Here is a 13,221-nt window from a genome sequence, read left to right as displayed (position 1 = left end):
TCCTTCCGAAAGATGCCTCGATAAGCCGCCGCTATCACGCGGTTTCTCGCTTAACTAAAGACGGATGGCATGGAGAGTTACGAACCACGGTTCACCGTTGATGACGACCGCGTCACCGAGCGACTTGAGTATGTGCTTGACGTCCTTGGGTGTAGAAGTCGTTTGGTTCACGCTGACGTAGAGGCGCGTGCGACTGAGCTTGCCCCACAGAACCATGGGGCGCTGCTCGGACGGGCATTAGTCGCGCTTGGGCTTCCCCAAGGGTCGAAGTCTGAGGTGGATGTGTCGATACCGGAGTGGTTGCTGGCGACGCCACTTTCTGTGCGTGCTGAGTGGGCGGAACTCTACCTGTTGAATCGGGCAGTTGGGCGGCCAGAGCAAGACCTCGTACAGATTCACGAGCAAAACCGTTCCAAGGCATATCGGCGCGAGCTTGCAGATGTATTTGAGTCGTTGGGTGGCGGGTCAGTGACATTCGCTGGTGAGAATGCGCTGACGTTGAGTGCGGAAACAGCGCGAAACCTCGGGTTCGGGCGTGAGGGGCCGTACCGGCGCGACGACTAACCGAGGATGTGGCCGGGTCGCCCAGGTCAGGTACCAACGCGGAACAAGGCTCCGCTGAAGATCGGGAATGATGGCAAGTGTATCGTAGTAGTCGTCGAAGCCGTTGTGAAATATCTCTCCGCCTCTATCGACCGACCGAACCAATCGGGCGCAACACATTAACTCCTTAATATCGAATAGTATATTGACATGGGTATTTCGGATACGGATCTTCTGGCAGAAATACAACGGCTAGCGGACGACAATTCATCTCCTCCTTCACTTAGTGAGATGCAAAACAATGGGGAGTATTCTACAACTACCTATTTTAACAGATTTGGGTCTTGGAAAGGAGCGTTAGAGAGAGCGGGGTTTAACCCTCGATCGAATGCGAGGAGAGTTGAGCAAGAGGACTTACTTCAGGAACTGCGTCGGTTAGACCAGGAAGTGGATGGAAGACCGAAGGTCCGTGATATGGATGAGATTGGGGAGTATTCGGCTGCGACCTATCGTCGACAATTCGGCTCTTGGGAAAGCGCTCTCAAGGCTGCGGGGATTAAGACAGAGAGCCCTCGAAAAATAACGAAAGACGAGCTTGTCGAAGAATTGCATCGGCTCGCAGATGAACTCGGTGAACAGCCCAGTCGAGAGCAGTTAGACGAATATGGGAGATATAGTGCCGATTCGTATCGACGACGGTTCGGATCATGGAATCGAGCACTAACTACTGCCGGCTTTGAATCGACTCGAGTCGGGAAGACTGCGAGAATACGTGAAGACGAACTAATTGCGGAATTACAACGGCTTTCTGAACGAGTCGGTGGGGAGCCGACAATGAAGGAAATGGACGAATTCGGAAAGCACTCCCCTACGACGTACTCGAACCGATTTGGGTCTTGGTCAAAAGCAGTTGAGATTGCCCTCTCGGAAGAGAATGAGGGATAATCTTCACACCGACTGGTCGTGTTCCCACCGAACATTTATTGGACAAATCAACGATAGCCATACTTGCACTCTTTTCTGGATAACCCGTCTATTTTCATCCGAGTTAGTGATGACAACTATTTATATGGTAATAGAACGATGGATTATATGGCTCGGGCTAAGCTGCCCCTCCCTCAGGATCGCCCTCATGCCCTCAATTAGCCCGGGCCAATGCCGTCAGTACTGTCTTGGAACTTAGACGTTGTACCTTGCTACGCACAACCCCGTTTGCTCTTCCAAACTGTGAATCGCCTTCAAGTTAAGTCTGCTCAGGCTGTAGAACCTACTACAGAATCCTGCTGAAAGTGAGAGTATGGATTCCAACCTCCCTCAGTCACCAGAAGGTAACTGAGACTCACCCTCACTTGGATAGTGTCATGGAGTTCCTAATCGATATCTGGAAACCATGACTACCAGCATCATAAATTATATCCTATAGATATGTAAATGTATCGGTCATATATCGACATGTTTTTATTTATGGTTCTGTGATAGTTGCCACAGCTGTTGCTGGTGATGGTCGGCTTTAATATAGAGATGAGCAGTTTGTATCTATACTGCGATTCAACCAAACATGCCAAGAAGAAACTATCCACTCAAGGAACTGGCAACTGTAGGTGTTGTTCAGATCTCCTCCAGCCTGTGGAACCGAGGTGAACACCCATAGGTATCGCTGCAACCTTTTCTGGTCCGTACCCGCTCGTTGAGTCACCCACCGCTCAAGGGGTGGAATTTAGTGTTGACGTAGCGAGCGGAAGCCCACCCCTGAAGGGGTGGGAGGATGCTAAGTACCTCCTCTAAGAGGCGTGCTCGACGGCATAATGAATTGATAGACGCTTAACTCGCCGTAGACCGGTGTTGCGACTGTAGTCAGGAATCCAACTTACCATCGGACCAAAAAGTATTCACATATCTCGTGAGCAGTAGGAGTGCTGGGGATTGGGAACCCAGCGTACGGCTCGGATACGGCAATAGCTTAAGCCGCCTTCTCGTCAGGAAGGAGTGGTTTAGCGGACCTAATCCGCTTCTATCACACCGCGATAGCGGTATGCAGGGAGATCTCATCTCAGTGAAACGGTGATATTGAAATTCTCAGCTACTAATCGGAATTAGGAGTATCTGTTAGATGTGACGTGCTCCCACGACTGTAGTCGTGGGCTTCCCACCTGGTATTGGTCGGACAGGTCAATTTTGAAGGTTGGTCATTGAAGCTTTGCGACCGACAGCGCTGGCTCCGCTACGAAGCCGTTACCTCCACTCCGCGACCAAACAGCAGGCGTCGAAAGTCTAGCGACAGAAGTGCAACAGTATCGACTACGGCACGCGGATGAACTGACGCTTGCATCATCTCCCATTCCACGCTACCAAGCCGATGGTCGAGTGGGAGTGTCCGACTAATCCACGGGAAGCCTCGGGGTTTGACCTCGAGGCAGTTCACCGGTGGTCGATAGCGCGGTGGAACTACTGTTAGATAGAGCTGTGAACCTCTCAGCGAACCACATGAGATATTAAAATATGCGGTTGATTCGATGACAATAACTGTGTGGCGTGAACCGCTTTGGAGTCAAACCCTGAGGTATTCGGCCTGCCTGTAGAAAAGTAGATGCGGGCGTCAGGTGGGCTGACTGCGTGCCGCCCGGTAGTCGTGGACGCGCTCGGCGAGCCCGTCAAGGAAGACGAGCGTCGGTGGGAGCGTAGCGAGTGATGCAAGCAGCGTCAGGAAGATAACGCCGACGGTGAGGAAGCCGAACCCGCTAAGGATGGGGAATGGCGAGAGGATTAGCGCGGAGAAACCGAAGACAGTTGTCATCCCGGAGACGCTGATTGCCTTCCCGACGCGTGCTGAAGCAATCTGCACGGCATCAAGTTTACTCACACCTTCGCGGGCCTTCTCTTCGTAGTAGCGTTCCATCACGATGATGGTGTACTCGGCACCGATCCCGACGGTCATCGCGCCGAGGCTTGCGCCTAGTGGTGATACCGAAATACCGAGCTCGTACATATAGATGTTCTGCCAGCCGAGCACGAACATCATCGGAACGAGCGGCGCGACGGCCTTCACGATGTCGCGGTAGTAAAGTAACAACAGTCCGAGGACGAACAGCACACCCAGGCCTGTCGTGACGTTCCGCGAATCGATCTGCGAGACGATCGAGGGTGTCGCAATTGCGGCAGTCCCAGTGACCTCGGCGTGGACGCCGGGCGGTGGATTGCTGTGGTCGATTGCACTCTCGGCATTGTCAAGAAACGAGAGTACCTCGGCGGTATCCATGTTCTGGACCGTTAAGATTGTTATGTGTGCGCGCCCGTCATTGTAGTATTGTTCACGAGTATCATCCGGGACGTCCGCGAGGACGCGTTCAACCCCGGCTTCGGTCTGCGGGATCTCGCCGCCGTTGTGCTGCTTGACAAGCGTGGCGGGTGAGTCAACGCTCTGGATGAGGGGGGTCCCGCTTGCGATGTCGCCGAAGCGTAGCATCCAGTGTAACACCTCGGGGTCACGCAGGTCGGTGCCGGTGACGAGCATACTGTAGCTCGCACTTGACCCGCCGCCGGTGACCGACTGGAACTGCTGGAGATCGACGTACGCCGGGAGATCCTGCGGGATGAAATCGTTCGTGTCCGTCATCGTGTCTAGCGATGAACTCACCTGGAAGCCGGCACCGGCGAGCACGAGCGCGAGCACGAGCACGGTCTTCGGATGCGAGGCGAACACGCGTGAGGAGCGCCCGAGGAGCTGCCCAACAGTACCAACGCTGGCAAGGCGGTCTTCCGTGGACGCCTCGTCGTCCGTGTCTGACTTTGATTCGAGTTTGCCGTCGTAGCGCCAGCGGACGTAGATGGTCAGCAGAGAGAGCAGCACGAGGATTCCCGCAGCGTAGGTGAGCATGACACCGAGGATGGATGTCTGGGCGAACCAGATCGTCGCGGGCGACGACGTTGACACCCACGTCGCGGCGAAGCCGAGCGCAGCTGCGAGCATCGCGATGAGCACCGGCGGGCCGACGCCGCCGAGTGCGATTGGGAGCGCTGTCCGGGGCGGGAATCGTTCGAGCTCCTCCTCGTAGCGCTCGTGGAATTGAACGGAGTAGTCGATTCCCAGCCCGATGAGGATGGGGAACACCGCGCTCGTCAATGTTGAGTTCGGGATGCCAGCGTATCCGATCGCGCCGAAGGTGTAGATAACGCCGATGAAGACTGCGACGATTGGCAAGAGACGTAGCCGAACCCCCCGGAAGAGGAAGAACAGCGCCACAATCATCAGTCCGACCGCCAGCCCAAGGAGCTGAGAGGTACTTTGCTGGATGACGCTCGACATTTGCGCGGAGAACGCAGCGCTCCCAGTGACAGTCACGGTGACACCGGCAGGGAAGTTCGCCCACTGCTTGACGTCGACCGCGCGATCGTAGATCGGGCGTTCCTCCTGCTGAGAGAGCCCCGTATCCATAGTGACGCTGACGATCGTGTAGTCGGGCGAGCCGAGCACGGCCTCGATCTTCCGCTCAGAATCTGGGATACGGCCGTACTCGGCTCTGACTTGGTCAGCTGGACTGGTAACGCTGTAGACGTTCTCTGTCTCGCTCATCCGGCGATCGAATCTATCGATCGCATGAATTGTCGAGGGTTCTGTGACGTCGCCTCGGATGAGAACGGCAACGCTACCATGATCGAATGACTCAGAGTAGGCCTCAAACGTCGGGTCGCCGGCGACAAACGCTGAATTGCCTGTGACGCTTGTAATTTGGGCTGCGCCGCCCACCGACATAAGGATCAGAAGAACGGCAAGTAGCAGCGTTGCTACTGGGTGCTCCTGCACCCGGTCGCCGATAGACGCAAAGGCGTTGCCGAGCTTAGCCATGGGTGATCCCTCCGTCTATAGATCGTCTCATCGGCGACGGTAGAGGACGTAGGCACCGCCAGCGACGACGAGCAGGGCGACGACGATCACCGGAAGCGGGACCGGGAGGCCGCCGCTTGCGGGCGAGACCGAGATACCAATCGGAAGCCCGTCGGTGTACTTCGTGTCGCCGTCGACGGTGTCGTAGCGCACCTCGACAGAAGCCGCATAATCCTTGACGAGGGCGGACGAGCCGGCACTGACGGTGAACGTCGCATTCTTCGTCTCACCGGGCTGTATCGTCCCGAGATATGCGCCGTCGTCCGACGACGATATCGGATCGCTCACGAAGATTTTCGCGTTCGTCGCTGAGACCGGCTTCTCGCCGTTATAGCGGACACCAACTGTCACTGAATCGCTCCCACCGGGCGAGACATCGGTCGAGACGTTGGTAATCGTGAAGGGATCGCGCTCGGAACCAATCGTGATAGATTTCCGGATGGGTGTGTCCGTCGTTCGGATGTCACCATCGTTGTTCTCATACTGCACAGTAAATGGGAAGGTGTTCGTTCCGGGTTCGGCGCTGTCCGGAATCGTCACAGTGAACGAGACCGGTGCGGACTCCCCGACTGCGAGGCTGCCGACTGATGACTCGCCGTTTGTCGCCGTCACGGTCGATGTCTGGCCGAGTTGCACCGCAATGTTCTGCGCGTCACCAGGTCCGGTGTTGACAAGCGTTGCGTTGATCTGCGCCTCGTCTTCGTCGACGCGGAAGTTCTCGGTGGAGACATCACGTAGCTCAAACGAGCGCTCCGGACGAACCGTTACGCCCGTCGTCATCGTGTCAGACTGCTCAGTGACGCCGTTCTGGTTCTTGTACGAGACGGCGGCGTCTACGGGATACTCGCCTGCGGCGGTCTCGGCACCTGCACCGACTTGTGCGGAGACGGTCGTGCGTTCACCTGGTTCAAGCGTTGGAACGTAGAGGCTGGTCGAGGACGACGCACTCGACGGCGAGCCGAAGTATACCGATGACGAGTGTGTGGAGAGCTGGATGGACGCGTTGGACGCGGTCCGTGTGCCTGTATTCTTCATCGTGAAGGAGAGATTACCAGTATCGCCCGCGAAAACGTCATTTTCCCCCTCTGAGGTGAGCTTGAACTGTGGTCGGTCTTCAATCTTGATAGTGACGTATTTTTGTTCGTCTGTCGTTCTCCAGACGTATTCTGGCTGTTGAGTGTCATCATACGTAACCATTCGGGCATACTTATATTCAACTTTGACTGGGATGCGATATGTTCCCGGTTCCATGTCCCCGAATTCGACATTAAAATCAAATTGAGACGTGCCGGTGTTGGGAAGCGATCCTGCAGTAACAGTTGATGTCTTCACATCAATTGGTGCAGATATTTGATCCTCAAGTATCGTCATTCGGATGTTCTGTGCAGTCTGGACCTTTTCTTCATATTGTGCTGGTCCACCCTGTTGAACCTCCCCACTATTTGTTGCTGAGATCGAGATTGTGGCAGACTCACTCGATTTAAATGTATTATCTGATACTGAGAGTGAAATGTCAGGGCTGCCATAGACTGAGTTCTCCGCTGCTGTTATCTGTACTGGTGCTACTAGCAGTAACCCTACCACAAGTAGTATAATTGCTCGACGCATCGGACAGTGATAACTCTGGATTCAAGATAAAGACGTGGGAACGGTATCCAAATTTACTAGTGTTTACTAGTCGCCGAAACGTGTTCCTTGGAGACTTGATATCTGGAGAGTGAGTAGTTCTAAACGATTTTCGAGGGCGAGTTCCCCGCGTTACCGGACAGGGGTGAAGCCCGACACTCAACTCAGTGTTCTGTCTCCTCGATATACCGTTCAACTACTTCTTCCGACACCGCGCCCGTTGTTCCCACGTAGTACCCAACCTTCCAGAACCCACCACCCCAGAAATACGATCCTCGAATTTCGGGATACCGCTCCAGCAAGTGCTTCCCCGAATACGACTTGAACTGTCGAACGATGTCTGCTGGACTATGTTTCGGATCGCATTGAACGAATGTACGCGGTCGTCTGCAATCTCCAACGCCAAAATCTCGTGACCGAAGTGATTGGCAGTCTCACAGAGATGTGAGGAGGAAGCCCACGGCTTTAGACGTGGGAGGAATCCGACCTTCTGCGAAAACCTCAGTGCACGCGTTACCGACAGTCTCTGTGACGAGGAGATTCATTTCCCGCCCTACGACGCAAAACAACTCCGGAAGATTCTCAGCCAGCGTGCCGACGACGCCTTCCACGATGACGTCCTCCAAGACGTCGTCATCCCGCTCTGTGCCGCGCCAGACCGCATAGAAATACGGGAGTGCGCGCCAAGCACTGAAGCGCCTCTACAAGGCCGGTGATTTTGCCCGCGACGACGGCGTCGATACAGTAACTGAAGAACACATCTAGCGCGCCGACGATTCTGTTGAGCGCGACAAAGTTCAGAATGAACTCTCCAAACTCCCTACCCAAGCGAAACTTGCCCTCTACGGACTTTTTGCCCTCCACGACGACGAGCAGACGCCTGCGAAGCGCTCCCACATCTAAGAGCGCTATGCGTCGTCGCAAAGAAACCCAGTACCGATGTCGTCTCCGACCGCACTATCCACGACAATCTCAGCCAGCTTACCTCAAAGGCTTCCTTGACGTCAACGAACAAAACGAAGGGCCGAAGTGGCAGCTACTACGAATACGAATTCAGCATCCGTTCCGGCCTTGCCCGCGATGTCCTCAAAGCCGACAACCGTACCGGCGACCTATGGGACTAATGTTTGATAGTTAATCAGGATTTTTGTGACGGCTATCCTGTATTCATACAGGCACAGCTTAGCTGTGTTGTGAACGACACCCGTTGAATTAGACAGTTGGGTGTCGTTTGCCAGTAGCGGTGCAAGGGATGACAAACACTCACAGTGGCAGGTGGGACAGCGTGTTGATAGTGGCCGGACACCCTCCCACAACTGAAGTCATGGGGTCCACGGTCACAGACCGTGCCCCGATTTCGGGAAGTCCTCAACTCAACGCACTATACGGTTGAGTTCTGGGCCGGGCCAGTACGGCTCCCGACCGAGATAGCGGGATTCATTACCTCCATAATGGAGCACGTATCCTTTCCTCGGACTCGGTATTCAACTCAACAAACTACGACAACATAGTTATGTTGAATACTATCGGATTAATTCTACGACTAATGTCGTGGGATTTCTCCTTGATATTCTATATTTCCTACAGAGGGTAAGTTAGTGTATTCCGAATCGGTTCTGAGTCACAATACGAAGGCGGTCACGTTGTATTGTCGCTCACACTATACTCCTTCAGGAGTGGATTCTAATTCCTACGTGTCATTTACTCGTTGTCTGGAGATTTCGCCATGGAGAGTCTTGGACCTCCCCTGAGTCAAGTTTGACCCGATAGAGGACCGAATTGTTCCCCTCTTCTGTCACGGAGATGATTATCCCGCATGCTCCATGGTATATCTCGAAGTCAGGATCGATCTCATCAGGAATGTCTATCTGGACTCGGGTACCCTCTTCAAACACACTCAGAAATACCATTTATATCTGATACGTGATATCGTATGGGTGGTATCTCTTCATCCAACTCGCTGATTTGTCACCCTCTCTCCGATGGGATTCCTCCGATAGGATTGTTGGCTATACTGTCCTCACGGAGGCAACTTTTCGTCTCGTAAGTACTCTGATTTGTGCGCTCCTCGTTGAGCTATCCTTTTTTAGAAAGTCTGATAGCTCCGACCAAATGTTCGTCCCACGCGAGGTTTACGTGCCATCAACCTGACTGTATGTTCGCCAGTCTGCCGTTCAAGGGACGTCTGCGAGGCTTTGAGGTGCGTAGCCTTCGTAGCCACACAGATAGCGGAATACATCGCTGTTCCACTCTGTATTCTCCCGCTCGCCACATGCTGCGCACTCTGTGGTTGTGATATTTTCAATATATTTCAATATAGATGGCATACTCCTCGATAGGTGTGGCAGACTGGTTGATGAACGAGCAGAATACCCAGAATTGATGGGTATTTTCGTTCATCTGTGTCGACCAATATTCGGAGAGTATGTCGGTGAGGTCGCCCACGTACATTATCGTCATTCCTTCGTCGTGAAGTCACTCAGGTCTCGAACGAGAACGTCTTGAGCGTGGTCGAGACAGTGTGTCTGATTAGTGGTATGGTGTCGAATCTACAGGCGGGGCAGGCCGAGTGCCTCGAGGCTTGACCCCGAGGTAGTTCACTGAATTTGTACCTTATCTGGGCCCGAGTAATGTGTCTTTTTGGAAATGAGATTTAAGTATAGAGATCTAATCCGGGAGTGTGAAGACGAGACCTCCATCTCTAACAGTCGTATCACCTCATCAGCGAGCAACCTCCACGTCACTAGTTGCGGCATATCATCGTTCGGCTGAGGGGACTAAATGAACCGTTCTCAACTGTCCTCTGGAATTGTCGTTGCCTTCATCGTCGTTGCATCGTTAGCGATGGGCGTTACAGCTGTTTCAGCTGATATGTCTGATACCTCGGTTACTGCAGATGTGTCGGATACGACGAGAGAGAATGTGACTAATTCTCAATCATTCGTCGTTATTGACGATGTTCAAGTCTCCCCAGAAGATCCGTCTACTGAATCAAACGTTGTTCTCACCACGTCAATTACTAATTCTGAATCAGCTAATGCGGGTGCAGAAATCACGGAGGTTAGTATAACTGGTCCCTCAACGTTCGTTACTGCTGATGATATCGGAACTATTGGGCCGGGAGATTCTGTTGAAATTCCACTATCAACTTCATTTGAATCCCCGGATCAAAAGCGGCTGACGGTTACTGTCCGAGGATACGATGCTGATGGGCATCTTTTCGTCAATCGGAAGCCAGTCTATGTTACTATTGATTCCGCAAGCCATTCTCCAGACCTTTCAGTCACAACAAATATGTCTGATTCGACGAAAGTTTCGCTGAGCAATTATGGAAATATGAACTTCACTAATGTTAAAGTTTCTGCCATTGACGGGTCTGAGACACTTGATCAACGTCACCTTCCGAATATTGAGGCGGGATCAAGCGCATCGACTACCTTTGATACCGAGGACTACAATACGGAAAATATTACATTCGAGGCCTCCTATACCGCTAGTGGGGACTCTTATCAGACGACACGCACTGTCACACTCAAACAAGAAATCGAAGGTGAAGTTCAGCTGGCTAGTGTCTCATCAACACAGACTGGGTCAACAGTCACACTTGAAGGAGACGCTGCAAACATTGGTGGGACGGATGTCGACTCCGTGCTCGTGAGCGTCGAGGACGCCGACGGCGTGACGCCCACGAGCGGCTCCGGCGAGTACTTCGTCGGCTCCGTGGACGCCAGCGAGTTCGCGACGTTCGAGCTCGGCGCGACCGTCGACTCGGGCGTCTCCTCGATTCCCGTCGAAATCACGTACATCGTCGACGGCGAGCGCGTCACCACCACGCAGCAGGTCCCCCTCGACTCGGCGGGCGGCGCGGCGGCCGCGAGCGGAAGCCAGCAGGCCGACGCGTCCAGCGGCGCGCCCAGCGGCGCGCCCGGCCAGTCCGGCTCCGGGCTCCCGGTCGTCCCGATCGCGATCGGCGTGGTTGTACTTGTCGCCGCAGGGGGTGGCCTCTACTACCTCTGGAACCGCGAATGAGCATCATCGAACTCGACTCCGTCGTCAAGCGCTACGAGAGCGGCGCGGAGACCGTCGTCGCGCTCAAGGATGTCGACTTCCACGCCGAGCGCGGCGAGATGGTCGTCGTCACCGGTCCCTCGGGGAGCGGCAAGAGCACGATGCTGAACATGATCGGCCTGCTCGACTCGCCGACCGAGGGCGTCGTCCGGCTCGAGGGCCGCGACGTCACGGAGGCGAGCGAGGACGAACGCACCGAGGAGCGGCGCTCGGAGCTCGGGTTCGTCTTCCAGGACTTCCACCTGCTCCCGATGTTGAACGCCGTCGAGAACGTCGAACTCCCCTCGATGTGGGACACGACCGTCGACCGCCGCGAGCGCGCCGTCGACCTCCTCCGTCGCGTCGGCCTCGGCGAGCGCCTCACCCACACTCCCGACGAACTCTCCGGCGGCCAACAGCAGCGCGTCGCCATCGCCCGCGCGCTCATCAACGAGCCGGACGTCCTCCTCGCGGACGAGCCCACCGGGAACCTCGACCAGGAGACCGGCCGGACCATCCTCGAGGAGATGACGCGCCTGAAGGAGACGGAGAACATCGCTATCGTCGCCATCACGCACGACGAACAGCTCGTGCAGTACGCCGACCGCGTCGTCCGCATCGTTGATGGGGTGATACAGTGAGCCTCCTCCATCGCTTCCCGAGCGTCCTGATGGCGTGGCGGAACCTCGGGCGCAACCGGATGCGCACCGCGCTCGCCGCGCTCGGCATCATCATCGGCGTGATAGCCATCGCCTCGCTCGGCATGGCGACCGTCGCGCTCCAGCAGCAGGCGTCCTCGCAGCTCGGCAGCCTGACGAATCAGGTGTCCGCCTCTGCTGGTGACGACCTTGATACAGATGGGCTCACTGACGACCAAATATCGTCGATGGAGAGTATTGCGACGGATGCAACGGTTGTCCCGCAGAAGTCGAACAGTACGGAGCTCACGTCGCGTAGCGGGGAATCGGCATGGGTGAGCGTCACGGGGGTGACGAACGCCTCGGCGCTCTACGACGTCGCCGAAGGCGAGTCCCCGACCCGGCTCACGACAGGCGCGCTCATCACCAACAGCACTGCCCAGACGCTCGGCCTTGAACTCGGCGACCCCATCGAGTATGACGGTCAGCTCTATCGGATTCGCGGCCTCATCGAGTCCGAGAGCGGCTTCGGGCTGGGCGGCGGCCGGGGCGAACTCGTCCTGCCGATGTCGGCACTCTCCGACCAGAACTACTACGATTCGGTGACGATTATCGCCGCGGACGGTGACGCCGCGAGCGAGCTCGCAGACGAGTTGGACGCGTACTTTAATACTGATGACGAGACGGACGTACAGATTCAAAGCTACGCAAACATTCAGGAGAACATCGGCGGCTTCATGGACACGCTCCAGACGGCGCTGCTCGGTATCGGGGGCATCTCGCTCGTCGTCGCGAGCGTCGCCATCCTGAACGTCATGCTGATGAGCGTCATCGAGCGCCGGGGCGAAATCGGCGTGCTGCGCGCCGTCGGCATCCGTCGCGGCGAAGTGCTGCGCATGATACTGGCCGAAGCGGCGTTCCTCGGCGTGCTGGGCGGGCTCGTCGGCGCGCTCGGCTCGCTCGCCGTCGGGCTGATACTGTTTCAGGTGCTGGCCGGCGACGCAACACTCGCGTTCCAGTGGGCGAGCGTAAAATATCTTGTCTACGGGATCGCGTTCGCCGTCATTGCGAGCGTCTTGAGCGGCTTCTACCCCGCGTGGAAAGCTGCCAACGAGTCCCCCGTAGAAGCACTCCGCGGATGAGTGACACGTCTTGCCTATGAGAGCACATCCGCCGGCTCCCCTGGCGGATCGCTGACAACGAGAACCGTCGACGCATTGTTGATGGACTCAGTGAGCGCCCACGGAACCGGTATTAACTCGTAGATATGGTCGGTATCAACTACCCGACAGTCGAGCACTACCTACGGCGGCTTGACGAGCGCGGCGCAGTGACGACGAAGGGGGAGTACAGGAAGATGTATTTCCTGTCAGAATGCGTGGCGTTGCACGTCGAGCGTCTCGGTGTGGACGTCGATACGGGAATGGATGGGACGGATGAGGTAGATGAGTGAGCACACCAGGTGTCGACTCTGCACCGTTACTG

General features: G+C 55.6%; 11 protein-coding genes and 1 pseudogene. 7 read left to right on the top strand and 5 right to left on the bottom strand.

Going from position 1 to position 13,221, the window contains the following annotated elements; genetic code table 11:
- The first annotated feature begins 69 nt into the window (after positions 1–69).
- Both IEY12_RS15640 and IEY12_RS15635 read left to right on the top strand, forming a co-directional pair.
- The gene (locus tag IEY12_RS15640; RefSeq protein WP_188884576.1) at positions 70–564 is read left to right on the top strand and encodes a hypothetical protein; all 495 of its coding nucleotides are present in this window, start codon (positions 70–72) and stop codon (positions 562–564) included.
- A 189-nt stretch (positions 565–753) separates the two neighbouring features.
- The gene (locus tag IEY12_RS15635) at positions 754–1,488 is read left to right on the top strand and encodes a homing endonuclease associated repeat-containing protein (RefSeq protein WP_188884575.1); all 735 of its coding nucleotides are present in this window, start codon (positions 754–756) and stop codon (positions 1,486–1,488) included.
- Between the two features lie 1,651 nt (positions 1,489–3,139).
- On the opposite strand, the gene IEY12_RS15630 is transcribed toward IEY12_RS15635, so the two are convergent.
- From IEY12_RS15630 to tnpA, 3 genes and pseudogenes are all read right to left on the bottom strand, one after another.
- Complete coding sequence (locus IEY12_RS15630) at positions 3,140–5,386, bottom strand: efflux RND transporter permease subunit (RefSeq protein ID WP_188884574.1); 2,247 nt, start codon at positions 5,384–5,386, stop codon at positions 3,140–3,142.
- 27 nt (positions 5,387–5,413) lie between these two features.
- Positions 5,414–6,796 carry a COG1361 S-layer family protein gene (locus tag IEY12_RS15625; protein ID WP_229871476.1) on the bottom strand — a complete coding sequence of 461 codons (1,383 nt, stop codon included), beginning with the start codon at positions 6,794–6,796 and terminating at the stop codon, positions 5,414–5,416.
- A 419-nt stretch (positions 6,797–7,215) separates the two neighbouring features.
- Positions 7,216–7,487: pseudogene (gene tnpA, locus IEY12_RS15620) on the bottom strand (IS200/IS605 family transposase); the annotation flags it as partial.
- Between tnpA and IEY12_RS16050 the strand changes: the two are divergent.
- Entirely contained in the window at positions 7,477–7,767 is a 291-nt protein-coding gene (locus tag IEY12_RS16050) for a hypothetical protein (protein ID WP_425433175.1), read from the top strand. The pseudogene tnpA and the gene IEY12_RS16050 sit on opposite strands and share 11 nt — an antisense overlap.
- Here IEY12_RS16050 and IEY12_RS15610 read toward each other — a convergent pair.
- Together IEY12_RS15610 and IEY12_RS16105 are read right to left on the bottom strand one after the other, a co-directional pair.
- On the bottom strand, positions 7,685–7,948 hold the full coding sequence (locus IEY12_RS15610) for a hypothetical protein (protein ID WP_188884571.1): 264 nt from the start codon (positions 7,946–7,948) through the stop codon (positions 7,685–7,687). The two genes, IEY12_RS16050 and IEY12_RS15610, sit on opposite strands and share 83 nt — an antisense overlap.
- 800 nt (positions 7,949–8,748) lie before the next feature.
- Positions 8,749–8,961: a DUF8139 family protein gene (locus IEY12_RS16105; protein WP_483867018.1), complete on the bottom strand. Its 213-nt coding sequence runs from the start codon at positions 8,959–8,961 to the stop codon at positions 8,749–8,751.
- Between the two features lie 1,744 nt (positions 8,962–10,705).
- Between IEY12_RS16105 and IEY12_RS15605 the strand changes: the two genes are divergently transcribed.
- From IEY12_RS15605 to IEY12_RS15590, 4 genes are all read left to right on the top strand, one after another.
- Complete coding sequence (locus IEY12_RS15605) at positions 10,706–11,080, top strand: hypothetical protein (RefSeq protein WP_188884570.1); 375 nt, start codon at positions 10,706–10,708, stop codon at positions 11,078–11,080.
- The gene (locus IEY12_RS15600) at positions 11,077–11,739 is read left to right on the top strand and encodes an ABC transporter ATP-binding protein (protein ID WP_188884569.1); all 663 of its coding nucleotides are present in this window, start codon (positions 11,077–11,079) and stop codon (positions 11,737–11,739) included. Before IEY12_RS15605 ends, IEY12_RS15600 begins: the two co-directional genes overlap by 4 nt.
- 29 nt (positions 11,740–11,768) lie before the next feature.
- Entirely contained in the window at positions 11,769–12,878 is a 1,110-nt protein-coding gene (locus tag IEY12_RS15595; RefSeq protein ID WP_425433176.1) for an ABC transporter permease, read from the top strand.
- A 125-nt stretch (positions 12,879–13,003) separates the two neighbouring features.
- On the top strand, positions 13,004–13,189 hold the full coding sequence (locus IEY12_RS15590) for a hypothetical protein (RefSeq protein ID WP_188884568.1): 186 nt from the start codon (positions 13,004–13,006) through the stop codon (positions 13,187–13,189).
- The last annotated feature ends 32 nt before the right edge of the window (positions 13,190–13,221 follow it).

It is taken from the genome of Halarchaeum grantii, from assembly GCF_014647455.2.
GTDB classification, from domain to species: Archaea; Halobacteriota; Halobacteria; order Halobacteriales; family Halobacteriaceae; genus Halarchaeum; species Halarchaeum grantii.
Note: the sequence above shows the minus strand (reverse complement) of the source record. Positions and strands in the feature narration are given on the sequence as shown.

Bases quoted from the DNA above. Each gene is read 5' to 3' on its own strand.
- IEY12_RS15640 (WP_188884576.1), top strand. From the start codon at position 70: ATGGAGAGTTACGAACCACGGTTCACCGTTGATGACGACCGCGTCACC.
- IEY12_RS15635 (WP_188884575.1), top strand. From the start codon at position 754: ATGGGTATTTCGGATACGGATCTTCTGGCAGAAATACAACGGCTAGCG.
- IEY12_RS15630 (WP_188884574.1), bottom strand. From the start codon at position 5,386: ATGGCTAAGCTCGGCAACGCCTTTGCGTCTATCGGCGACCGGGTGCAG.
- IEY12_RS15625 (WP_229871476.1), bottom strand. From the start codon at position 6,796: ATGACGATACTTGAGGATCAAATATCTGCACCAATTGATGTGAAGACA.
- IEY12_RS16105 (WP_483867018.1), bottom strand. From the start codon at position 8,961: ATGGTATTTCTGAGTGTGTTTGAAGAGGGTACCCGAGTCCAGATAGAC.
- IEY12_RS15600 (WP_188884569.1), top strand. From the start codon at position 11,077: ATGAGCATCATCGAACTCGACTCCGTCGTCAAGCGCTACGAGAGCGGC.
- IEY12_RS15595 (WP_425433176.1), top strand. From the start codon at position 11,769: ATGGCGTGGCGGAACCTCGGGCGCAACCGGATGCGCACCGCGCTCGCC.
- IEY12_RS15590 (WP_188884568.1), top strand. From the start codon at position 13,004: ATGGTCGGTATCAACTACCCGACAGTCGAGCACTACCTACGGCGGCTT.